The organism is Enterococcus sp. DIV1208 (genome assembly GCF_050530455.1).
Taxonomy (GTDB): domain Bacteria; phylum Bacillota; class Bacilli; order Lactobacillales; family Enterococcaceae; genus Enterococcus_B; species Enterococcus_B hirae.
On the sequence record NZ_CP172887.1, the window covers coordinates 2,223,979 to 2,247,025 of the forward strand.

Genomic DNA, 23,047 nt, shown 5'->3' on the forward strand with positions numbered 1-23,047 from the left:
TCGCTACATTATTAATGAATGAACCAAAGATAAAGGAGCAAACTGATGAAAAAGAAGTCTCTTCCCTACCTGATTGCTGGTGTCTTGATTCTCCTGATTATTGTAAAAAATAGTTTGAATCATCAACTAACACTCACTCAATTATCAAATGATTTATTTTTATGTGCGATGCCGTTTTTGATTATCGGCGGATTTTTATGGGTTTTTTCCTCGGGTTTCTTTGATCATTTTCAACGATCGATCTATTTAGCCCGAACAAGAAACCGCAAGAAAAAACCAGAATTTTCTTCACTCTCGTCTGCCAGCTATGGTATGTATACCTTTTGGCTGATCATTGCCGGAATCTTGCTTGCTCTTTCTATCGTGCTGGTGATTTTTTCGTTTCTATGATACGTAACCTTTAAAAAGTGGAGAGAGATTAAGACAACTGCCTTAATCTCTAGTCCGCTTTTTTTGTCTTAATGTTTGCCTATTCTTCTACATAAGTCCATTTGTAATCCCATGAAGCTCCTGCAGCGTGATGGACAATTCCTTTGATTTTTTCATTGACTAAGTGTCCTTCAGCTTTTTGATAAACTGGGATCACACCCATATCATCTGCCATGATTTTAGTTGCTTCTTGTAGATCCGCCCAACGTGCTTGCTCATCGCCCGCATCTTTATTCCCTGAGTCATCTACTACTTTGTCGTAGTCCGCATTACTCCATTGCCCACGGTTATAAGAGTTACCTGCAACAAATAGGTCCGTAAAGCTGCTTGGATCAGCATAGTCCGCTGCCCAACCGCCTAATACAGTATCAAAATCACCTGAAGACGAACGGTCTAAACGAACGGAGAATGGGACTGGTGTTGGTTTAACTTTTACGCCATCTAAATTTTCTTGGATTGAGTTTTGGATATACTCGATCACTTTTTTCGATGCATCATCATCTGAAGCCATCAAATTGAATTCAAGGGAATCAATGCCAAGTTCTTTTTTCGCTTTTTCCCAATATTCTTTTGCTTTATCTTTATCGTAAGAAACAAGTTTGCCTGCTTCTTTCGCAAAATCTTCATTTGTTTCTGGATTTTTAGACATGTCCGCTGGGATCAAGCCAGTTGACACAACCGAGCCATCTCCTAGAACTTGTTTCACTAACGCATCACGATTGATTGAGTATGAAATAGCTTTTCTTAAGTTGACATTTTTAAATGGTGAATCAGCTTCACGTTGGTTCAACTCAATATAGCTCGTACGTGCTTCTTTGACTGACGTATAAGCTGGATCATTCGCATTTTGTTGAGCGAGTTCCCCTGAAAGGATGACGTCATCTGCTTGTCCGTCTTTAAAGAGATTCAACGCTGTAGAAGATTCTTTGACCACGCTAACTTTGATTTCAGATAACTTCACTGCATCTTTATCCCAATAATTATCATTTTTCTTGTATGACCATTCAGTATCTGTCCCTGGTCCGTCAAAATCTGTTAAGGTAAACGGTCCATTGTATACTGCTTTATCGCTTGCTGAAGCGTAAGCATCACCGTTTTCTTCCACCACTGATTGTTTTTGCGGGAAGAATGATGGGAAAGCAAGTAAATATTGGAAGTATGGCGTTTGTTTCGTTAATGTGATTTCTAATTCATGATCGCCTACTGCTTTGATTCCTAATTCTGATTTATCTTTTTTGCCTGCTGTGATTTCTTCTGCATTCGCTACTGGAGCAAAAAGATACGCATATTCAGAAGCTGTGGCAGCATCCACTGTACGTTGCCAACCATAGACATAATCAGCCGCAACTACTGGATCACCATTGGACCATTTAGCGTCTTCACGCAATTTGATCTTGTAAGTCAACCCATCTTCACTGACTTCTGCCAGTTCACTCGCTCCAGCTGGTTGTGGTTTACTATCCTTATCTAAACGATAGATTCCCTCATACACATTATTTAGTGCAGTGAAACTAATTGTATCCGTTGCTAACGATAAATCTGCTGTTGGCATTTCTTGAGGTACGACTAAATTGAATACTCCGCCTCCATCTGTAGAGTTGCCACTCGCTGAATTACTACTTTTTGTATTTGCACTTCCGCCATAACAGCCTGCAAGTACCAGCCCACTCAAGGCTACAACACTAAATGCCCATTTCTTTTTCATTTCCCGTACCCCTTTTGTCGAAATTTTCAGAATAATTAGTTTTTTCTGAGTTGTTTAAGAGTTTAATGAATAATTATTAAAAAAGCAATACTTTTTTCTCGGTTTTTTTTAAAATAATGTCATTATAGTGAAATATTTATTGTTCTTTTCTGAAAATACACTTATTTTATAAGGTTTTATTTCTACTTGATAAAAAAATAAAATAATTTTCATCAAAAAAAAATAAATCGTAAAAACAGCTATAATGTTCGGATTTAGCTCATAAAAAGATTATAATTTTTTATTCTAACAAAAAAACACTAATACTAGAGAACAAAATGGATCGTTCATTTCTCTAATATTAGTGTCTTAATTTATTCCGTTGGCTCTCGTTTGGCCACTCGTTTTGCTAACCAAATATCAGGCTGGTTCCACCCATTCGCATCTGGGATCACACCGATGATCTGATAGCCAAGTTTCTCATAAAATGTATAGGGATGATGATTGATATTTTTGATTTCTTGTAACTTTGCAAAGGTATCTTCAAATAAATCCGTTTCAACTAAATTTGTTTGTCCTTCAACATCATCTGTCCCTAGATAGATGACCAGGCCACCATATGAAGCGACTTCTTTTTCCAGGTAGGAAACCAATCGTGTCCCGATTTGTTGTTTGCGATGTGTGCTTGCTACTACCAAAGGATGTAACTCCCACCCTGTTTTGCCATATTGAGGGATCGCTCCAACAAAACCGACCAATTCCTCCCCTTCAATCGCCGATACAGCAATCCGTTCTGGAGCCATCAACTGTTCGACTTCTTTCATCGGCTCTGTTCCATACTCATCAGGCCAAGTCAATCTTAAAAGATCTGCAAGCTGATCTCGCAAGACAATATTCTCACGATCAAACTCACTGATAATCATCGCTATCCCTCCCTTTTCTGCCTATTTTAGCAGTACTAGAAAGAAAAAAGAAAAGTTTATGCTTAAGGTCGTGAAAAGAGCGGTCTGCCCTGAGTATTAAGGATGAAAATCTCGAAACAGCTTTTCATGTTTTGAGATTTTTTGACTTAATACCGAAGGGCAGCTCTTTGAACGCCGTGGGTAAGGTCGTGAAAGAAGCGTTCAGCTCCGAGCGAATAAGAGAGGATTTTTTAAAATAGCTTCTCATATTTTAGAAAATCATCGCTTATTGCTGAGGAGTTGCTTTTTGAACGCCGTGAATCAGAGGTCGTGAAAACATCGGGTAGCTCCGATGACAATAAGAAAGAATTTTTTAAAATAGCTTCTCATATTTTGAAAAATTCAGGCTTATTTCAAGGAGCTGATGTTTGAACACCGTTTAGAGAAAGAGGTCGTGAAAAGAGCGGTTTGCCCTGAGTATTAAGGATGAAAATCTCGAAACAGCTTTTCATGTTTTGAGATTTTTTGACTTAATACCGAAGGGCAGCTCTTTGAACGCCGTGGATAAGGTCGTGAAAGAAGCGTTCAGCTCCGAGCGAATAAGAGAGGATTTTTTAAAATAGCTTCTCATATTTTAGAAAATCATCGCTTATTGCTGAGGAGTTGCTTCTTGAACGCCGTGAATCAGAGGTTGTGAAAACATCGGGTAGCTCCGATGACAATAAGAAAGAATTTTTTGAAACAGCTGTGCTAACTGACATTTCAAGAATAAATTGATGAACTATCATTTCTTATAAAAATTATTAATTTACTAATAGACTCCAATCGTTAACAAATAGCTTTTTCATCCATGGCTAAATAAATAGTATTATGATTAGGATCAATAACAACCCTTTACAAACAATCATGCAATGAGTCACTAACGAATGGGACAGATTAGGAACATTAGTTTCCATTCAATCCCCTCACTTGCATAAAAAAGGATTCAATGATTAAACGTATCAGAATGTATGCAGAATTACTAAATAATGGAGAAGTCTTATGAAAGATCGGAAACTATTACTATTTTTATCATTATCAATCATCTCAAGTCTTGCTGTCTTGAACGTGACAAAAGATATTCTGTATGGATTATCTTGTTTCGTTCTCTCATGGATATTGTATGGCATTGGGATGAACCGCAAGAACAAACAGTAAATTGAGGTTCTAAGAAAAATCAGCAAAAGACGACAAAGCACAAGGCTTTGTCGTCTTTGTTGTTTCTTCTCCATGGATGCTGGATATTAGCTAATGCTATTTAGTCGTTGCTTTTTCTTTTTTCATTTGTTTACTCCGTAATTGACCACACGCAGCGTCGATATCTGTACCGTGTTCTTTACGGATCACGCAATTGATACCATTCTTTTTCAATACATCATAAAATTTCAGCACATCTGCTTTAGGACTTCGAGAGTATTGGTCATGTTCACTGACTGGATTATAAGGGATCAAATTCACATACGTTAATTTCTTTTTGTCCTTTAGTAGATCCGCTAATTGTTGTGCATGCTCCGGACGATCATTGACTTGATTCAACATGATGTATTCAAACGTGATTCGTCGATTGGTTTTTTCAAGATATTCATCTACTGCAGCCATCAATTTCTCAATTGGGAAACTCCGATTGATCCGCATGATGGAGGTCCGAATCTCGTTATTTGGTGCATGTAATGAGATCGCTAAATTGACTTGCAACCCATTATCAGCAAATTCTTTGATCTTATTTGCCAAACCACTTGTTGAAACAGTAATGTGTCGTGCGCCAATTGCCAACCCTTTGGCATCATTGATGATGTGTAAGAAGTTCATGACATTATCATAATTGTCGAACGGTTCGCCAATGCCCATCACAACCACATGGGACACTCTTTCTCCTTCTTGTCGTTCATCAAAATAGTGTTGAACCATCATGATCTGTGCCACGATTTCTCCAGCTGTCAAATCTCGATTCTTTTTTAACAGACCACTTGCACAAAAAGTACAACCAATATTACAGCCGACTTGTGTCGTCACACATACAGATAATCCATATTCTTGTCTCATCAAGACTGTTTCGATCATATTTTTATCTGGTAATTCAAATAGATATTTGACTGTGCCATCCGTTGCTTCTTGAACCACTATTTGTTTTAACGGATTGATCACAAACTGATCCGTTAACTTTGTTATCAAGTTTTTTGACAAGTTGGTCATTTCGGAGAAGTCTTTGACACGCTTTTGATAAAGCCATTCCCACACTTGGGCGGCACGGAATTTTTTTTCGCCGTTTTCTAAAAACCAATTGGTTAATTCTTCGATTGTTAAACCATAAATGGATTGTTTTTCCAAAATCGTTTCCCTCTTTTTTTCAAAGTATCGCTACATACTATAACTGATTCTAACAACTAATGCAATAGTTCACAAAGCAAAGATACCAAATCTTAGGCTGTTTATGAATGCTCCTCCTTTTTTAGCTATCGTTTTTTTGATTTTTATGAATAAGTGATCAATCTCATAAAAAAACCGAAGAACACCCAAAATTACTTTTGGCGTTTCTTCGGTTTCATTGTTAGAACTGACAAGCACATACGCACTTTTTCTATGTTTCGTGATCCGTTGGCATCATATCCATTGGTTCTTCGACTTGCTCAATGAAGACTTTTCTTGGCTTACTTCCTTCTGAAGGTCCTACTACGCCATGTGCTTCTAATTCATCGACTAAGCGTGCTGCCCGATTATAACCAATTCTAAATCTTCTTTGCAATAATGAAATACTTGCTGTCTGCATTTCAATGACAAGTGCTTTAGCTTCTTCAAATAATTCATCTTGTGGTTGTTCTGCGGTACCGCCTGATTCTACTTCATCAGAAGGCATCATTTTTTCTTCATAATGTGCTTCTTGTTGATCTGTTACAAAGTTGACCACTCGTTCTACTTCGTGGTCAGAAATAAACGCACCTTGAACCCGTATCGGTTTGTTTTCACCCATTGGCAAGAAGAGCATATCCCCACGTCCGAGAAGCTTTTCCGCACCATTGGAGTCAATGATCGTACGTGAGTCCGTTCCACTAGAGACTGCAAATGCCATACGAGAAGGAACATTTGCTTTGATGATCCCTGTGATAACATCCACACTTGGACGTTGGGTCGCTAAAATCATATGGATTCCCGCTGCCCGTGCCATTTGGGCCAAACGAATAATAGCATCTTCGACTTCATTGCTGGCAACCATCATCAAGTCAGCTAATTCATCCACGATCACCACGATAAATGGTAAGGTAGGATGTTTCGTTCCATTTTCCAAGTTTTTTTGTTGGACAAATTCATTATAACCAGTGATATTTCTAACACCAGTAGCAGCGAATTTTTCATAACGTTCTTCCATTTCTTGAACGACTTTCTGCAACGCTTGAGCAGCTTTTCTCGGGTTAGTCACAACTGGCGTCAAAAGATGAGGAATCCCATTGTACATGTTCAATTCCACCATTTTGGGGTCAATCATCATCAATTTGACTTCATGGGGTTTTGCTCGCATCAAAATGCTGGTAATGATCCCATTGATTGCTACCGATTTCCCACTACCTGTCGATCCGGCTACTAATAAGTGAGGCATTTTAGAAAGGTCTGCGGTTTGGACTCGCCCAGAAACATCTCTTCCTAATGGCACTTCTAACAGCTTATCTGGATGATTGGGTTGCGCTTCGATGATTTCTCTAAATGACACCATGCTGATCTTGCTATTCGGTACTTCGATTCCGATCAATGATTTACCTGGGATCGGTGCTTCCATCCGAACATCTTTAGCCGCTAATGCTAATGCAATGTCATCCGTTAAACTGACGATTTTACTTACTTTGACACCCACTGCTGGTTGGACTTCAAATTTTGTCACAGAGGGTCCTAAACTTGCTTTGACGACTTTCGCATCTACGCCAAAACTTTGAAAAGTTTGTTCCAAGACTCCGATATTTTTCTCGATTTTTTTATACTCGTCACTTTGATCCGTCGTTTTTACTGAATCGAGTAAATCGATTGACGGTAATTCATAATCTTGATTTTCCTGCTCTGCTTCGATTTCAAATTCTAATGCTGTCCCATCATCTTCTAAGCTCTCTGCTTCTAACGGTTCAGATGCAGTAGGCGTTGTGACCGTTGGCTCTGTTTTTGGCATATCCATTGTCGCAGATGGGACAGTTCCTTGAAAACTATCGATCGGTACAAAACTGAGTTGTTCGGGTTCATCATCTGCTATTTTTTCATAAGAAGGCGCAGACTTTGCTTGTTGTTCAGCGGAACGACGTTTTTCCAGCTCAGCAATCTCAGCTTCTGCCGCTTCTTTTGCTGCTAATTTTTTCTCTTCTCGTGCTTTCGCTCGTTGCTTTTGCCGTTCTTCTTTCGCCGCTTGTTTCTTCGCTTGCTTTGCAGGATCTCCTTCCAGCAGTTCTTGCATTCGTTCTCCCATCACTTGCAAGCTATTGACTAATTGATAGCCTTCGATATTGCTAAATAAAATGGCACCACTTATTAATAATAAAATGGCAACAAAGTAACTACCAGGTTGAGCAATCAAGAAATACGTAAAATTATAGAGTGCTGCTCCAACCATCCCACCACCAACATTACTGCTGACTCGAGCATGCTGGATGTCACTTGCTAACAGATCCCAAGTGGTTCCTAGAATGTTTGGTTCGCCACTATGGAGTTTTCCGAATAGATGGGCATGTAAAAAGAGAAGAATTCCTAAGTAAAAAAGAATGCCTCCAAACCACCGACGGCTTTTACCGATTTTAAAATCGGTATTTTTTACAACGACCCAAAAACCTAAAATAGCTAATAATATACAGAGAAGCTGATAAGTGTTCCCTGCAATGATCCGAAAACCATTTGCCACTAAAATACCTAAAAAACCTAGTTTTAAAAAGCCAAATACGGCAAATAAGATCAATGCAAATCCGATACTGATCGCAAGAAGTTGTTCCTGCTGCTGTTGTTGCTTTTTCGTCTTTTTCTTTTTCTTTGCAGGACGTTTTTTCTTTGCCATTTTTATCCCTCATTTCATCAAGTTCCATTATACAAAAAAAAGCGAGGGAACAAAAGTTTTGTTTCTAAGTTTAAAGTTTTTCTTTTCGAACACTGTATTTATGCCAAATACTTTAAGAAACTTTTTCAAATAACCAATGGCTAGATCCTGCACCCCTATCGAGAAACTATGATAAAAAAACCGAAATTCCACAAAAACCAAGAAAGTTTTTGGGAATTTCGGTTCATTCAATTCATTTGGTTCATTCAGTGAACTCAATGAAGCTGGAAAGTTTTATCCTCACTGCTTCTATTTTTAGAAAAAAGCGATTACGCTTTATTTCCCTGAACGTTTACTATTAAAAAGGTCAGATCGTTGAGCCATTTTCTTTGATCACTTGTTGGTACCAATAGTAACTATCTTTCTTGTAGCGATCCAATGATCCTGCTTGAGTTTCATCTTGATCGACATAAACAAATCCATAACGTTTTTGGTAGCCATTCAACCAACTTAACAGATCAGTGTAAGACCAAGTACAATAACCAAGGACTTCAGCACCATCTGAGATCGCTTCTTTAATCGCTTTGACATGACTTGAAAGGTAAGCGATACGATACTCATCGTGGATCTTTTTGTCCTCTGTCAATTCATCGTATTCCCCTAAACCATTTTCAGTAATCAATACAGGCATTCGGTAGCGACTCGTAATCCGTCTTAATGCGATTCTCAATCCTTCTGGGTCGATCTCCCAATCCCAATTCGTACGTTCAACGAAAGGATTGTCGACTTTTTTGTACATTCCTGGGACGCCTGTTTCTTCAGAAGATCCTTTTTTCCCAGTGGTATTCATTTTTCCAGCTCCTACACCATCCAACGGATTAAAGGCATTAGTAGCTGTTTGATAATAGTTGATCCCCAAGAAGTCTGGTTTAGCAGATTCAAGCAGTTCTGCGTCTCCTTCAACCATTTCAGGTGCCCAGCCACGTTCTTCTAAAAATTTCATAGCGGCGATCGGGTACTTGCCCCACATGTAGACATCCATCCAGTAATGAGCCATCAAATCTTCCGCATTTTCTGCAGCTAAAATATTTTTAGGATCGCTGTTGATTGGATAATTAGGTGTGTAAGCAAAACTTGGACCGATTTTACCTGGCATTCCTAATTCATGAAACTTATTGATCACTGTTGCATTTGCTAAGTTAGCAATATGGTTCACTTGATACATCCGTTTCGGATCAGTAACACCTGGTGGATGAGCAGCTAATAAATAGCCTAGTGAAGTAAAAATATTTTGTTCATTCAAGCTGATCCAATAATGGACTTTTCCTCGAAAAGCATTAAATAATGTTTCAGCATAATTAGTGAAATCTTCAATGATTTGGCGTGATTCCCAACCTGCATACTCATCTTGCAAGGCTTGTGGAAGATCCCAATGATACAATGTCAACATTGGTTCAATCCCGTTTTCAATCAACTCGTCGATCAGCTCTTCATAAAAAGCTAACCCTGCTTGATTGATTTCCCCACGACCATTAGGAAAAATGCGAGTCCAAGCAACTGAAAAACGATACGCTTTCAATCCTTGTTCTTTCATTAAAGCAATATCTTCTTTAAAGCGATGATAGTGATCAACCGCTAGATCGCCGTTTGTTCCTTTAAAAGTTTTCCCTGGAATACGGACAAAACGATCCCAGACCGATTCTCCTTTGCCGTCTTCTTGCCAGGCTCCTTCAACTTGATAAGCCGCTGAGGCTGATCCCCAAAGAAAATCTTGGGGAAATTCAGTTAATTTTTGGTGTTCCATCAATCTCTTCCTTTCTTGCTTCAATCCTTACTAAAAAAGGATAACACGAAACCCCTTTCAATACAAAAGGAGAAATCAATCATTGAACAATTTTATGATCATTGGAATTTTTCAGACAAAAAATAAGCAAGAATTTTTTAAAATATGTGTTTCAAAAATTCTTGCTTATTCATTTGGCGCAGGTTAATTTCATAGGTTTTATCGTGTGAACTGAGAGACACTCAAATTACCACGCTTCTTTTTAAGACACTCAATGATGTTAGATTGCCTGTTTACTTCTGAACGGGTGTCACATCTTCACCAAACCATTTGTCTGAGATTTGTTGGAATTCTCCTGTTTTTTCTAATTCCGCAATCCCTTCATTGATTTTCTTCACTAATTCCTTGTCTTTCTTTCGGGCACCCACGACAAAATCTTCGCTTTGATAATCCCCTTTGATCATATTGAACTGATCCAACTCATTTTTTTGCTTCAAGTAATAACCAGCATATACTTTATCCATCAATAACCCATCGATCCGTCCACTCTTCAAATCGATCAATGCTTCATTAAAGCTATCATATAAAACAGCATCCTGATTTTTTACAATATCTTTTAATATTTTTGGTTGTTTGATAAAGGCATCATAACCAGAAGAACCATTTTGAGCTCCTAGGATTTTGTCCTTCATTTGAGCAAAGCTGGTGATCCCTGATTTTTTCGTAGTGATCAGGACTTGTTCGTTTTGCATATAAGGTTTTGAAAATTGGACTTTTTTGGCTCTTTCAGCTGTTTTAGTATACCCATTCCAAATGAGATCAATCGTCCCATTATTCAATTCAAACTCTTTCATGGACCAGTCAATGGGTTGGAAAACGACTTTGATGTCATATTCTCTAAAAACTGCTCTAGCAAGGTCAATATCAAAACCTGTTAGTTTTCCTTCTTTATCACGAAACCCCATCGGTACAAAGGTGTCATCTAACCCGATGATGATTTTTTTTTCTGATTGAATCGTTGACCAATTATCTTTATCTGTCTTTTCATTCCTACAACCAGAAAGAAAGACGATCCCTGCAACTATCGCAAGTAGCAAACTGATTTTTTTCATCAAGTGTCCCTCCTTCTTACTTGTTTGGGATGACCTTCACGAGTTGATCTCCCACATTTTCCGCAAACACTAAATCATGGGTTACGATGATTTGTGTCACACCTTCTGCCTTCAATGAGACGATCAAGTTTTCTACTTGTTGTCGCAGCTCAGGGTCTAAGGCACTTGTCGGTTCATCATAAGCAAGAACTCGAGGATTCATTGCCAAGGCACGTGCGATCGCTACCCGTTGTTTTTGACCGCCAGATAATTGATAAGGATAGTTGTTGAGTAAATCACTGATCCCAAGTGAATCGGCTAATTCCTGTGCTTTTTTCGTATACGTTTCTTTCGATTGCTTCAACACCATTTTAGGCGCTAAAGTGATATTGTCAAAAATACTTAAGTGTGGAAACAGTTGAAAATCTTGGAAAACAACACCTACGACTTGCTCTTTCGTTTTCAATTCAAATGGGTCAAAGTCTACACCATCCAGATAAAATTCCCCACTGTCTGCTTTTTCCAATCCTGCTAAGATTCTCAAAAGTGTCGTTTTCCCTCCACCAGAAGGACCGACGATCGCCATGGTTTGACCATCTGGAATGACTAGATCTAACGCGTTGATTACTTTCTTTTCTCCAAATGCTTTACTTACTTTCTTTAATTCAATCATGTCCATTCCTCCTAGCGATAATAGTTTAATTTTCCTTCTACTTGTTTCATGATGATCGTTAAGATACCAGTTAGTGCTAGGTAGATGAAAGCCACACCTAGTAATGGTAGCAATGTTGCATCACGTTCCATCGCAATCTTCCCTGCTCGCATAACGTCTCCTAGTCCTAAGATATAGATCAATGAAGAGTCTTTCACTAAGTTAATCACTTCGTTCCCAACCGATGGTAAAACGATTTTTGTCACTTGTGGGATAATGATTTTTGTGACGGTTTGAAAAGGACTCAACTGTAACACTTGCGCAGCTTCATATTGTCCTTGGGGAATCGATTGAATCCCCCCACGAAAAATCTCAGCAAAATAAGCGGCATAATTTAAAACAAAAGCCAATAATGCTGCCTCAAAACGGTCAAAGACGATCCCGATCGTTGGCAATCCATAAAAAACAAAAATCAATTGTAGTAATAACGGTGTACCACGCATGACCCAGACATAGGTCTGCAAGATATAACGAATTGGTTTAAAATGTAAAGACAACCCTAATGCTAAAATGATCCCTAATGGCAATGATCCAATCAAGGTAAAAATAAATAATTTCAACGTTGTAAGAGCCCCTACTAATAGTTGTGGCATGACTTCCAGCAAATAATTCATTTCTTTCTTCCTCCTTTTAAATAAAAAAATCCCCTTGACTCTCGTCAAGAGGACGCATCACACGTGTTCCCACCTCTGTTTGTTTCTTTTTCACAAAAGAAACCTCACGCAGTCATTCCAGAAAATGAGGTAAAACAAAAGTAATTGTTGTTGGACATTTACTTCACACGAAAATAAAAAAACGTCCTTCGGTCAAATGACCAAAGGACGTAAATTACGTGGTTCCACCTTTTTTTGCTAGTCCCTCACGGAAACTAACCTTATCTGGTCATCAAACAATGACCGCAGCTGTAACGGGCTTCCCGGATTTTCCTACTGTATTTCAGAAAATCGACTCCAAGATGTGTTTCACCATTAACTGCTATCTCTTTCCACCTGCCAGAGACTCTCTTCAAACATTTAATCGCTACTCTTCTTTTCGATGTCGTTGATTTTAACTTACGTGTAATTTACACGATTATTTTTCTTTTGTCAATTATTTTTTTATAATGAATGAAAGAAAAAGAAAGGAAGCGATCAATCGATGGTTTTTGCTACTGAAAAAGAAGCCTATCAATTACTTGATTTACTAGGCATTCCCTATCAAAAGGTGGATCATCCACCGATTACTTCTGTCAAAAATCTGCCATTTACACTACCAGGACCTCAAGTGAAGAATCTCGTGTTAAAAGCAAAAAAAGGGAAACAAATTTATCTTGTTATCTTACCTGATGAAAAGCAGGCAAATTTGAAACAACTTGCAGAACAGCTGAATGAGAAGCGTTTGTCTTTTCTTTCAGAAGAACAGCTCCTTGATTTATTAGGGGTAGCTCCCGGTACTGTTACACCTTTTGCATTGATGCATGATCAAGAAAAAGCGATTCAAGTAGTCATTGACTCAGCCATTGATCAAACCTCTACCGTAGGATTTCATCCAAATGTCAACACGACAACATTGATCTTATCATTTTTAGATTTCATCAAGATTTTAGAATACCTTGAACATCCACCTATCTACGAAGATTTATAAGCACGGCTATTTGTGATAAAAAGCCCAACATACAAAAAATGAGGTTCCTCCTAAAATTGTACGTAAAAACAACAATTTCTAAGAGGAACCTCATGACTTATGTCTCAGACTAAGCTTCTTTCACATTCTAAACCATGTTACATAAACAGCAATCACTTGAAACCAATCACCATTTTTTAACATACAATAGTGGTCTCAAAAACCATTGCTGATTTTCAACAAACGACACGCTATTTCTTCATTGCTGCTTTTAAAGCTGCAGCAAGTGGGCTTTCTTCCGGTTCTTCTGCTTGCGTGTACTTTTTCAATAAACGACGTTCTTCATGCTTCGTCATTTTTTTCTTTTGTTCTTTTTTATCTAACATTTTTTCGGTCGTCCCATCATATTTACAACGGAAATAAGCGCCATTTTTGCCTTCGATGATCTCCATTTTCCGATGACATTGCGGACAACGGTGGTTCGAGACTTTTGGATCTTTTCTTCTACGGTAATGACAATCTTGATTCGTGCAGACATAGATTTTGCCATCTCGAGTATTTTTTTCTCTAAGATTGGAACCGCAGTCTGGACATTTTTTCTGTGTGATCGAGAAATCTTGGTAAGATTGTTTACTTGTTTTGATTTCTTGTACCAATCGTTTTGTTTCTTTTTCAATGCCCATTAAAAATTGGCTGGCTTGTTTTTGCCCCGCTGCAATTGCTTCTAAGTCTTTCTCCCAGCTTTCTGTTAAATCAGGGGTCACTAAGGAAGGATTGACTAATTCCAATAATTGCTTCCCTTTTGGTGAGACTTGCAAGCCTTGCGGTGTTCGTTCCATCAATTCCGATTTGATCAACTTTTCAATGATTTCGGCGCGAGTTGCCGGTGTTCCTAAACTATGTTTTTCCATAAGTCCTAGTAAACTCGCCTCTGTCAAAGGCTTAGGCGGTGCCGATAGTTCTTTCTTGATCGTAAATTCTGGTTGGATACGCATTCCCTCCACCCAGTCCACTTCATTGCTCTCCTTTTGACTGACATCTTTCCAACCAGCTTGAAGGACTTGATTTTGATGGAACACAAATTGTTCCTTGCCAAATGTCACAGTCACTTTTGTTTGACTGATTTTGTGTGGCTCAGCGAATAATCCTAAGAATCGAGTAACAATCATTTGATAGATTTTTTGTTCTTCGTTGCTAAGTTTCTCATAGCGTGGACGATTTTCAGTTGGTAATAACGCATGGTGATCAGTAACTTTACTGTCTTGGAAGACTTTTGTTTGTCGAACAACTGCCCCATTTTTTAAATACTGTTTCACTTCTGGAGAAAAATCGCTGACCGCCTGTAAACGCTCTTTCATCGTACTTTTCATATCACTCGTCAGATATTTGCTATCTGTACGAGGGTACGTCACGATTTTATGCGTTTCATATAAACTTTGGACCAGTCCCAAAGTTTTTTTAGCAGAGTAGCCATAACGTTGGTTTGCTTCTCGCTGGATTTCCGTTAGATCATAAGGCAATGGTGCCGGCTCCACTTTTACTTTTTCTTGGATGGCTGTCACAGTCCCTTTATTTTTAGCTAACTCTTTCACTAATGATTGAGCTTCTTCATGAGATTTCAATGCGAATTGATTTTTTTGAACCATCTTTGCTTGTTGTTTTTGTACATCTAATAAAATTGAAAAATAGGTTTGTGGTCTAAATGTTTCAATTTTCCGTTCTTGTGTTCTAACCAAGGCGAGTGTTGGAGTTTGAACTCGACCAGCGGATAGATTATCTTGATACTTCACAGTCAGCGCCCGTGTCACGTTCAATCCTACTAACCAGTCAGCCTTTGCTCTAGCTAGCGCCGAATAGTAAAGTGCATCATAGTCTTTTGCGGGCTTCAATTGTTTGAATCCTGTCTTGATTGCTTTATCTGTTTGGGAAGAAATCCAAAGACGTTTCACTGGTTTATTGAAGCGGACATATTCCAAGATCCACCGAGCAACCAATTCCCCTTCTCTTCCGGCATCCGTAGCGATCACAGCCTCTGACACATCTTTACGTTGCGCCAATTGCTTGATTGTTTTTAATTGGTGACCTGTTTTAGGCAGTGGTTTGATTCCTAAATTTTTAGGAATCATCGGCAACGTTTCCATTTGCCAACTTTGCCATTCTTTATTGAGGTCTTCAGGCATTTTCAGCCCTAACAAATGACCAAGGGCCCAAGTAACGATCACCTTGGGTCCTTCGTAATAATTTTTGTGTTTTTGATTAGCACCAAGCACCTTGCTTAGGTCTTTCGCAACGCTTGGTTTTTCCGCTAGAATTAGTTGTTTCATAAAATTCCTTTCTGCTTTCTAAAGTGATTGGCTGATGATTTTTCAATAAGGCTAACCCTTTATATTGTTGAAGATCATCATCACATTCTTCACACCAGCGCTCGTCTCCGTCATTCCAGAAGGCACTTAGAAAGTTGCTTTTTGCATGGATATATTCGTATTTATTTTTGATTGCAAGCCATTTTTGTTCATAATTAACCTGTGCTTCTTCAAAAGAATCAAATGTTTCTTCTACTTCGATATCCTCTTCCCAATTCTCAAAGAACCACCAAGGCTCATTATCTCCGAACATTGTCACTACTTGATACATACTCGTGCTCCTTCTCTACGATTTTACTAGACTCATCTTAGACACTTTTCAAGAAAGTTGCAAGAAATTCCTCTTATAAAAGGGACATTTTATGAATTTGTCTATTTTAAAGAAACGTACTACTTATTTACTTGGTAAAGTGGCAATAAAGTCATTGATCATCCAAGAATAACTCTCTTCAGGAGACACAGTTGCTTCCTTTGTGAAATAGCCTAAAAATCGTAAAGACAAATAGCCATGGATGATACTTCGCAATTCTCTGCTGCGATGCGTTTTTTCTTTTCGAGTCAAATCAAAGGCATCAAATAATTGTAGAATGATCTGATTCGTTTCATAGATTCCTTCTAACAAAATCTCCTCATTGGTGTGAGGGACACTGATCAGCAACTCGTAAACGGCCTGGTTCGCAAAAGCAAAAGACTGATAGACTTGTGCATAGACACGCAGCGCCTCTGCCCCACTTTTTCCAACCAAAGAACGACGCAACGCTTCGTTTAACTCTTGTAATAATTTTGCAGTCAATGCGGTCTTTACATCACGCATATTTTTAAAATGATTATAGAGGGAAGGAGACTTGACGTCTAGCGCCTTAGCCAGGTGTTGAAAAGTGACTTGTTGAACATCCATCTCTTCCGCTAGTCCACGAAAGCAAGCGATGATTTTTTCTTGAGATAGATTTCTTTTTTTCATTTCGTTGTTCCTCTCGTATGTTAACTACTTAACAACTTTAGTTTACCATGAAAAACGAACTTAAAAAAGAGGCTTCCATTGATAAACTACACATTGTAGTTTATAATAAATGAATGTAAATGAAAATTTTCAGAAAGAAGGACATAACAGTGACCACACGCATCAAAGAAAAATTATTTAGGAAAAGAGAAACTTGGGAACAAAACTTATTTGTCTTATGGTTTGGGACTTTTATGGCAGGGATTGGGTTTAGCTTAGTCATGCCGTTTATGTCACTATACATAGATACGTTAGGTAACTATAGTACGTCGCAATTGAATTTTTGGAGTGGGTTGACCTTTTCTTCTACGTTTTTCGTCACCACATTGATTTCTCCTTGGTGGGGCAAATTAGCCGATCAGAAAGGCAGAAAATTGATGCTCTTGCGTGCTTCCTTAGGGATGGCTGTCGTTATTGCCTTGATGGGTTGTGTGACCAGTGTGTATCAACTCGTTGCACTGCGGTTGTTACAAGGGATCTTTTCTGGTTACATCAGTAATGCCACTGCCCTTGTCGCTACTGGTACGCCGAAAGAAAAAAGTGGTCAAGTCTTAGGAACATTGGCTACTGGTTCCGTCACAGGAACATTGCTTGGTCCTTTACTTGGGGGGATTTCAGCCTCAGCATTTGGTTATCGTCCAACTTTCTTCATCACAGGAATCATTTTATTTTTCGTCTTTTTATTAAGTCTTTTCTTTGTTCATGAAACATTTGTACCTATTAAAAAGGAAAATATGGCTTCTGCCAAACAAATATTCAAAGAATTGAAATATCCTCATGTCGTGATTGGTATGTTCGTCACAACAATGATTATTCAAGCTTCGAATAATTCTATTAGCCCAATCATTAGTTTATATATTCGTCAGTTACTAAATGGACATGGAAGTGTCACACTGATTAGTGGGATCATTGCTTCGATCCCAGGAATTGCCACATTGATCGCCGCTCCTCGTTTTGGTCGCTTAGGCGATAAAATCGGGAGTGAACGTATTTTAGCTATTGGCTTAGGATTTGCAATTTTAGTTTATATCCCAATGGCCTTTGTCACGAATGTCTGGGAACTGGCTGCGTTGCGTTTTTTGATCGGTATTTCAGATGCTTGTTTGCTTCCAGCTGTCCAAGCTTTGATCACCAAATATTCCCCACATCACGCCGCCGGTCGGATTTTTAGCTACAATCAATCCTTCCAAGCAACTGGGAATGTCGTTGGTCCAATGATTGGTTCGAGCGTTTCAAGCGTGTTTGGTTACCGAGGAGTCTTTCTTTCCACTTCTTTACTTGTTTTAGTGAACTTCTTACTAGTACGTCGTAACACACAAGAAATCCATGACAATGAGCTTGTTGACTCATCAGAAACATCCGATACACCTGTCCTTTCTTCAGACAAACACACACAACCTCATGGACATTGATCGCTTAATAATAGTCAATCTGAATAAACAAGAACTATCGTCATATTTAAGATTGAAGAGGCCCCCAAAAGTTAGATTTTTTAGTCTAGCTTTTGGGGGTCTCTTAAATTTCTCATACTTTGTTTTTTCCACATTCTTTTAGATATTCTGAAAGTAACGCTAACCCTTTTTCTAATGTTTCTTTCTTGCAACAATACCCTAAGCGCGCATGCTGAGGCACCCCATAGGCACTACCTGGGACCAGTAAGACACCAGTTTCTCTCAGAAGATCAATACAAAATTGCTCATCATCTTCTGTTATGTTCAAGCGAATGAATGACGTTGACACGTGATTCGGTAACACTAATTGGACATTTGGTTCATCAGCCAGCCATTTTTCAACGATGGCTAAATTCTCCGAAACGATTTTTTTATTTCGTGCAAGGATCTTTTCTTTATTCCTCAGTGCGTGAACCGCTAATGCATCTGACAAAACACCACCGCTAAGTACTAAATAGGTATGGTATTTTCTTAAACGCTCAATGATTTCTTGATTCGCTGCTACCCAGCCGATGCGTATACCAGGAACAGAATAAGTCTTTGACAATGAATTAGTCGTGATCCCCTTGTCATACAGATCCACGATTGAGACAAAATCTCCCCCTGCTAATGGGGCATACACCTCATCCATCAAAATATACGCATCGACTTTTTCGGCAATTTCGATAATTTCTTCCAATGTTTGGCGATCCAACAATGTACCCGTTGGATTATTGGCACTGTTTAAACAAATCATTTTAGTATTTGGTTGGATCACATCAACTAATTTCACACTATCAAAACGCCATTCCTCTTCTTCTGTGAGTGGTACGAAATCAACAGTTGCACCTAAAGATTTGGGTAAGTCATACAATTGCTGATAGGTTGGCAACATGGAGACCACATGATCTCCTGGTTCAATCAATCCATACAGCGCCAAAAGGTTCGCCCCAGTCGCCCCATTGGTTTGAATAATGTTTTCTGAAGAAAGCGATTGATACAAAGAAGCGACTTCTTTTTTGAAAGTTGCCGTCCCCTCGCTCCACCCATAATCCAACGACGTTTTACTCAAAGATTGAAAAAAATCAGTAACTGTCGTTCCGTCTAACCCAATCAGTTCTTCTAACGTCAGTGCTTCGATGGAACTTTGTGCAAGGTCATATACTGCTTCTTTTTCCCACTTATTCAACCATTCTTCCAGTCCAAAATGTGTGATTTCCATCTTTTTCGCTCCTTTTGCTTTCTTCAATATTTTTGATTCACTACTTTCTATTCATCGATACTCAAACAAACCAAGAAACACTCGTCGCTCCTAGATGCCATGTAAATGAGATAAACGGTCGGTTTCCGATTTTATTATACTCTCTTTTTAAAAATAACGCTTTCAAATAGATAGAACCGCCTGTTGAAAAAGTCGCCTGACACTGTTTTCTTCAGAAAAAATTATTAGACAAAAATCTGAAAACTCTTTGCTTCAAAAACCCCTTACTGATATTTCAGAAGACACTCTAGCAAAAAAAACCGAGGAATACCAAAAATAGGCGAAACTATTTTCGGATTCTTCGGCTTATTTCTCAGAACTAAACTTGTCTTAACTCTTTTCTTGTTCTTCTAACAAAAGAAAGTTGTTCAAAGAGCTGTTCGCAAGCAAGATTTACACATATTGCAAGACTTTTTCTTTATTGTAGGCATGATCAATCAAGCCACCACCAAGGCACTCCATTCCATCATAAAAGACGACAGCTTGACCTGGTGTGATCGCCCGTACAGGTTCATCAAAAATCACTTCGGCACGATCGCCTTCTAATAACCGAACCGTTACCGGCACATCTTGTTGGCGGTAGCGGAATTTAGCTGTACATTTAAATTCCTTTGGCATTGGTTCATTCGTTGTAAAATGGATTTCGCTCGCATCAAGGCTTGTTGCATATAAGGCAGGATGATGAAATCCTTGTCCTACATATAACGTATTCGTTGCAAGATCTTTTCCGACTACAAACCAAGGTTCTTGTGATGCACCGCCACCACCAATCCCTAGGCCTTGTCTTTGACCGATCGTGTAATACATCAATCCAGCATGTTGACCTTTGACTTCTCCATCAAGTGTCACCATATTTCCTTTTTTAGCTGGTAAATAATTACTTAAAAATTGTTTAAAATTCTTTTCGCCTATAAAACAAATCCCAGTGGAATCTTTCTTTTTAGCAGTTGCTAAACCTGCACGTTCCGCAATTTCACGTACTTGTGTTTTTTCCATACCACCTAGTGGGAACATTGTTTTCGCTAATTGTTCTTGTGACAATTGGCTTAAGAAATAAGTTTGATCTTTGTTGTTATCTACACCACGAAGCATATGTGCTACGCCATTTTCGTCACGCACTACTTGCGCATAATGCCCAGTCGCTACGTATTCAGCACCTAGATCCATCGCATAATCTAAAAATGCTTTAAATTTGATTTCTTTATTACACATCACATCTGGATTAGGTGTCCGTCCTGCTCGGTATTCAGCTAAGAAATATTCAAATACACGATCCCAATATTCTTTTTCAAAATTGACAGAATAATAAGGAATCCCGATTTGTGAAGCAACTTTCGCTACATCCTTATAATCTTCCGTAGCTGTACATACACCATTTTCATCCGTGTCATCCCAGTTTTTCATAAAGATCCCAATGACGTCGTAGCCTTGTTCCTTTAGTAAAAGTGCTGTTACAGATGAGTCGACACCGCCACTCATCCCAACGACAACACGTGTCTTGCTGTTGTCTTTCATGGTATCACCATCATTTCAATTAGATTTTCTGAAATCATCTACGAGTTGAAGGTCGCAACTTTTCAGTGCTTTACATTATACGATATATTCTTGAAAATTTCATCCCTTATTTATCAAAGTATCAGTATAGCCTTTTAATCACTTTTAAAAAAAGAAAATTGGAATCGTCTTTCTATCATTTGCTTTTGTTCAGTCGATTGATCATAGTTAAAGACTATCCACATGAAGAAAATAAGCGTAAGGAAAGAATATAAGTAGCAAACAAATAATTGAGGATTAATAGCACCATCTTTGTTAAAAGATATACCTGATACGTTAAATAAAATGATTTTTCTTCTTTTCAATTTGTATCATTTTTTTCACCCCCCAAAAAAAAGCCAGCCCAAAATACAGATTAGGTTAAGGAAAATAATGATTCTTTTTAAGAATTTGGATTCAATTTTTGTGGATAAAAACAAGTTAACCCCTCCGATGATCCAACAACTCATCATCACGAATATAAAAAAGACGTAATGATAGTTGTTGATACGTGGAATGAAGTACAAACTAGTCAAAACAATCGGACTAAGTAACAAAAACGATGTTAGCATTGTAGCTTTTTTTAATTTTAATGATGGCATCTTTTTTCTCCTTTGAAATAAAAGTGATGTTTTTTGTTTATTTGTTTTGTAAAAAGTTAAGTAAATAACCTATAATTTCCATAAGTTGCATAAAATTGAAATATGTAAAAAATAGATAGTTGGTAAAAAGTAAGATCCCTCTTATTTTTTGATGGCTAACCTTGGTGGAGCAGTAGAGCCCAATTATTCCAGGTATAATCATACTCATGATTAAAAACAGTCCTTGGGGGCTATTTACTCCATAATAAAAATGCACACATACTAAGCTACTAATTGACCAAAACATAGACAAACCTAGACATATTAAATAAAATTTTTTATTCACTTTTTTCCTCCTTTCATCCGCTATGACAATAAAGCCAAATCCAACCATAGATACAAATAAGATTAAGTATAATCACTAATCTTTTTAATCCTTGAGAAGCAATACTTTCAAAAAAAGCAAGCTCCCTCTACTCCATCTCCAACAAGCAACAATCGATCGCATAAGAAAATCAACGTTGTATCTTGTACAATAAGCATAATAAAACCAAGGAATATTCCTAAAAAATATAGCCTTCTATTAATAAATTGCTTAAAGTAGGTGGTGAAGAACTAATTACTACCTGTTAGCCAATTAATTTTTTGCTTTTTCCCCACTCCTAACTTATTCCTTATAGCCAAAAAATTTCGTTAATCAAAAGAACCACGTGAAAATAAGTAGCAAAGAAGTAACTAATGCCTACTAATGCACACTTGATTTTTCCATCCTCGAGTTGTGCAACAAGAATAAGACCAACCATATTGCTTGTTCTTTTCTAACGACGGGCATAGCAATTAAAATAATACAAATGCCTAATAAACTTAACGAAACAATCATACAGGTTTTACTTTTTTCTAGAAACATTCATACATCTCCTTTTTTATCGTCTAGACTTTTTTCGTTTACATTTATTTTTCTCACTTTTTATACAAACAGTTGATCCATTTCAACCGTTTTCATTCGTCAATTTATCCTTATAAATCAAAAATTATGTAGAGCAGAAAGACCACGTGAAAATAAGTAGCAAAGAAGTAATTGATCCCTAATAAGAACCATCGCCAACGTGTCTGTCGGATCTTCATTGATAAGTAAATTCCTGTAATACCAAGAATAATCATCAATAATTCTAAAAATAACCCTTCGATATCTAAGTAAAAATCATAAATATGGTACAGCGTTAGGAAACAACTAGTCGATAGAATCATAGCAAGACATAGCCCTTTATGGTCAACTATTTTTTTCATCTTTTCTCCTTCAATAATTTTTAAAAATGCCAAACCGATTCAATTAAATCTTCGCCAAATATCAAACCAGTTATCAAGCCAGCTATACAGCCAATTATAGAGACTGATAAAATTTAGAAGGATCACTACTATTTTTAGATAATTAGATTTGATCTTGGTAGCAAAGAAAAGGCTAGCGCCACCTAATAACCAACACGTAATCCTCACTAACAATAGAAAATTAAGCTCATCTGTTTGGATATAGCCAACATAAGCAACACTAAAAGATAACGCTAACAAAACAAATGAAATGATGGTACAGGTTTTACTTTTTAATGGGATCATTTTCTTCTCTCCTTTTCATTCTTCAAA

General features: G+C 37.9%; 19 protein-coding genes and 1 other annotated feature. Of the genes, 4 read left to right on the top strand and 15 right to left on the bottom strand.

What is annotated here, in order from left to right; translation table 11 throughout:
* Nucleotides 1-45 precede the first annotated feature (45 nt).
* Nucleotides 46-390 carry a DUF3899 domain-containing protein gene (locus tag IGK91_RS10255; RefSeq protein WP_010720788.1) on the top strand — a complete coding sequence of 115 codons (345 nt, stop codon included), beginning with the start codon at nucleotides 46-48 and terminating at the stop codon, nucleotides 388-390.
* Nucleotides 391-469: 79 nt separating this feature from the next.
* Here the strand turns inward: IGK91_RS10255 and IGK91_RS10260 are convergent, their stop codons facing one another.
* Nucleotides 470-2,134, bottom strand: a complete 1,665-nt coding sequence (locus IGK91_RS10260; protein ID WP_010737154.1) for a peptide ABC transporter substrate-binding protein — start codon at nucleotides 2,132-2,134, stop codon at nucleotides 470-472.
* 353 nt (nucleotides 2,135-2,487) lie between these two features.
* Nucleotides 2,488-3,036 carry an aminoglycoside N-acetyltransferase AAC(6')-Iid gene (locus IGK91_RS10265; RefSeq protein WP_010720790.1) on the bottom strand — a complete coding sequence of 183 codons (549 nt, stop codon included), beginning with the start codon at nucleotides 3,034-3,036 and terminating at the stop codon, nucleotides 2,488-2,490.
* A 1,020-nt stretch (nucleotides 3,037-4,056) separates the two neighbouring features.
* Between IGK91_RS10265 and IGK91_RS10270 the strand changes: the two genes are divergently transcribed.
* A complete protein-coding gene (locus IGK91_RS10270; protein WP_010737152.1) occupies nucleotides 4,057-4,212 on the top strand; it encodes a hypothetical protein in 156 nt (51 codons plus the stop codon).
* 96 nt (nucleotides 4,213-4,308) lie between these two features.
* On the opposite strand, the gene rlmN is transcribed toward IGK91_RS10270, so the two are convergent.
* The 6 genes from rlmN to IGK91_RS10300 form a co-directional block, all read right to left on the bottom strand.
* Entirely contained in the window at nucleotides 4,309-5,382 is a 1,074-nt protein-coding gene (rlmN, locus tag IGK91_RS10275) for a 23S rRNA (adenine(2503)-C(2))-methyltransferase RlmN (RefSeq protein ID WP_010737151.1), read from the bottom strand.
* A 250-nt stretch (nucleotides 5,383-5,632) separates the two neighbouring features.
* Nucleotides 5,633-8,074, bottom strand: coding sequence for a DNA translocase FtsK (locus IGK91_RS10280; RefSeq protein ID WP_034867767.1), 2,442 nt, complete (start codon nucleotides 8,072-8,074; stop codon nucleotides 5,633-5,635).
* Nucleotides 8,075-8,420: 346 nt separating this feature from the next.
* Nucleotides 8,421-9,857 carry a glycoside hydrolase family 1 protein gene (locus IGK91_RS10285; RefSeq protein ID WP_010737149.1) on the bottom strand — a complete coding sequence of 479 codons (1,437 nt, stop codon included), beginning with the start codon at nucleotides 9,855-9,857 and terminating at the stop codon, nucleotides 8,421-8,423.
* 272 nt (nucleotides 9,858-10,129) lie between these two features.
* Complete coding sequence (locus IGK91_RS10290; protein ID WP_010720795.1) at nucleotides 10,130-10,948, bottom strand: amino acid ABC transporter substrate-binding protein; 819 nt, start codon at nucleotides 10,946-10,948, stop codon at nucleotides 10,130-10,132.
* Nucleotides 10,949-10,964: 16 nt separating this feature from the next.
* Nucleotides 10,965-11,600 (bottom strand): amino acid ABC transporter ATP-binding protein, encoded by a 636-nt coding sequence (locus tag IGK91_RS10295; protein WP_430605297.1) that lies wholly within the window; start codon nucleotides 11,598-11,600, stop codon nucleotides 10,965-10,967.
* 11 nt (nucleotides 11,601-11,611) lie between these two features.
* Nucleotides 11,612-12,253: an amino acid ABC transporter permease gene (locus IGK91_RS10300; RefSeq protein WP_010720797.1), complete on the bottom strand. Its 642-nt coding sequence runs from the start codon at nucleotides 12,251-12,253 to the stop codon at nucleotides 11,612-11,614.
* Between the two features lie 200 nt (nucleotides 12,254-12,453).
* Nucleotides 12,454-12,684, bottom strand: a binding site (T-box leader).
* A 92-nt stretch (nucleotides 12,685-12,776) separates the two neighbouring features.
* On the opposite strand from IGK91_RS10300, the gene IGK91_RS10305 reads away from it, so the two are divergent.
* Nucleotides 12,777-13,262, top strand: coding sequence for a prolyl-tRNA synthetase associated domain-containing protein (locus tag IGK91_RS10305; protein WP_010737147.1), 486 nt, complete (start codon nucleotides 12,777-12,779; stop codon nucleotides 13,260-13,262).
* 230 nt (nucleotides 13,263-13,492) lie between these two features.
* On the opposite strand, the gene IGK91_RS10310 is transcribed toward IGK91_RS10305, so the two are convergent.
* The 3 genes from IGK91_RS10310 to IGK91_RS10320 form a co-directional block, all read right to left on the bottom strand.
* The gene (locus IGK91_RS10310; protein ID WP_071859342.1) at nucleotides 13,493-15,565 is read right to left on the bottom strand and encodes a DNA topoisomerase III; all 2,073 of its coding nucleotides are present in this window, start codon (nucleotides 15,563-15,565) and stop codon (nucleotides 13,493-13,495) included.
* Nucleotides 15,498-15,875, bottom strand: a complete 378-nt coding sequence (locus tag IGK91_RS10315) for a DUF1033 family protein (RefSeq protein ID WP_010720800.1) — start codon at nucleotides 15,873-15,875, stop codon at nucleotides 15,498-15,500. Before IGK91_RS10315 ends, IGK91_RS10310 begins: the two co-directional genes overlap by 68 nt.
* Nucleotides 15,876-15,998: 123 nt before the next feature.
* Nucleotides 15,999-16,565 carry a TetR/AcrR family transcriptional regulator gene (locus IGK91_RS10320; RefSeq protein ID WP_010720801.1) on the bottom strand — a complete coding sequence of 189 codons (567 nt, stop codon included), beginning with the start codon at nucleotides 16,563-16,565 and terminating at the stop codon, nucleotides 15,999-16,001.
* Nucleotides 16,566-16,714: 149 nt separating this feature from the next.
* Here IGK91_RS10320 and IGK91_RS10325 point away from each other — a divergent pair, with 149 nt between their 5' ends.
* Nucleotides 16,715-18,016 (top strand): multidrug efflux MFS transporter, encoded by a 1,302-nt coding sequence (locus tag IGK91_RS10325; RefSeq protein WP_010737145.1) that lies wholly within the window; start codon nucleotides 16,715-16,717, stop codon nucleotides 18,014-18,016.
* Nucleotides 18,017-18,128: 112 nt separating this feature from the next.
* Here IGK91_RS10325 and IGK91_RS10330 read toward each other — a convergent pair whose 3' ends face one another.
* From IGK91_RS10330 to IGK91_RS10345, 4 genes are all read right to left on the bottom strand, one after another.
* Entirely contained in the window at nucleotides 18,129-19,256 is a 1,128-nt protein-coding gene (locus IGK91_RS10330; protein WP_010737144.1) for an aminotransferase, read from the bottom strand.
* A gap of 432 nt (nucleotides 19,257-19,688) precedes the next feature.
* Nucleotides 19,689-20,810 carry a tRNA 2-thiouridine(34) synthase MnmA gene (gene mnmA, locus IGK91_RS10335; protein ID WP_010720804.1) on the bottom strand — a complete coding sequence of 374 codons (1,122 nt, stop codon included), beginning with the start codon at nucleotides 20,808-20,810 and terminating at the stop codon, nucleotides 19,689-19,691.
* A gap of 1,616 nt (nucleotides 20,811-22,426) precedes the next feature.
* Nucleotides 22,427-22,696 (bottom strand): hypothetical protein, encoded by a 270-nt coding sequence (locus IGK91_RS10340; protein WP_010737141.1) that lies wholly within the window; start codon nucleotides 22,694-22,696, stop codon nucleotides 22,427-22,429.
* A gap of 39 nt (nucleotides 22,697-22,735) precedes the next feature.
* A complete protein-coding gene (locus tag IGK91_RS10345; RefSeq protein WP_010720808.1) occupies nucleotides 22,736-23,020 on the bottom strand; it encodes a hypothetical protein in 285 nt (94 codons plus the stop codon).
* Nucleotides 23,021-23,047 lie beyond the last annotated feature (27 nt).

Coding starts and splice junctions, on each gene's coding strand:
- IGK91_RS10345 (WP_010720808.1), bottom strand. CDS start 23,020: ATGATCCCATTAAAAAGTAAAACCTGTACCATCATTTCATTTGTTTTG.
- IGK91_RS10260 (WP_010737154.1), bottom strand. CDS start 2,134: ATGAAAAAGAAATGGGCATTTAGTGTTGTAGCCTTGAGTGGGCTGGTA.
- IGK91_RS10320 (WP_010720801.1), bottom strand. CDS start 16,565: ATGAAAAAAAGAAATCTATCTCAAGAAAAAATCATCGCTTGCTTTCGT.
- IGK91_RS10330 (WP_010737144.1), bottom strand. CDS start 19,256: ATGGAAATCACACATTTTGGACTGGAAGAATGGTTGAATAAGTGGGAA.
- IGK91_RS10285 (WP_010737149.1), bottom strand. CDS start 9,857: ATGGAACACCAAAAATTAACTGAATTTCCCCAAGATTTTCTTTGGGGA.
- IGK91_RS10340 (WP_010737141.1), bottom strand. CDS start 22,696: ATGAAAAAAATAGTTGACCATAAAGGGCTATGTCTTGCTATGATTCTA.
- IGK91_RS10305 (WP_010737147.1), top strand. CDS start 12,777: ATGGTTTTTGCTACTGAAAAAGAAGCCTATCAATTACTTGATTTACTA.
- mnmA (WP_010720804.1), bottom strand. CDS start 20,810: ATGAAAGACAACAGCAAGACACGTGTTGTCGTTGGGATGAGTGGCGGT.
- IGK91_RS10270 (WP_010737152.1), top strand. CDS start 4,057: ATGAAAGATCGGAAACTATTACTATTTTTATCATTATCAATCATCTCA.
- IGK91_RS10295 (WP_430605297.1), bottom strand. CDS start 11,600: ATGATTGAATTAAAGAAAGTAAGTAAAGCATTTGGAGAAAAGAAAGTA.
- IGK91_RS10290 (WP_010720795.1), bottom strand. CDS start 10,948: ATGAAAAAAATCAGTTTGCTACTTGCGATAGTTGCAGGGATCGTCTTT.
- IGK91_RS10280 (WP_034867767.1), bottom strand. CDS start 8,074: ATGGCAAAGAAAAAACGTCCTGCAAAGAAAAAGAAAAAGACGAAAAAG.
- IGK91_RS10255 (WP_010720788.1), top strand. CDS start 46: ATGAAAAAGAAGTCTCTTCCCTACCTGATTGCTGGTGTCTTGATTCTC.
- IGK91_RS10265 (WP_010720790.1), bottom strand. CDS start 3,036: ATGATTATCAGTGAGTTTGATCGTGAGAATATTGTCTTGCGAGATCAG.
- IGK91_RS10310 (WP_071859342.1), bottom strand. CDS start 15,565: ATGAAACAACTAATTCTAGCGGAAAAACCAAGCGTTGCGAAAGACCTA.
- IGK91_RS10315 (WP_010720800.1), bottom strand. CDS start 15,875: ATGTATCAAGTAGTGACAATGTTCGGAGATAATGAGCCTTGGTGGTTC.
- IGK91_RS10300 (WP_010720797.1), bottom strand. CDS start 12,253: ATGAATTATTTGCTGGAAGTCATGCCACAACTATTAGTAGGGGCTCTT.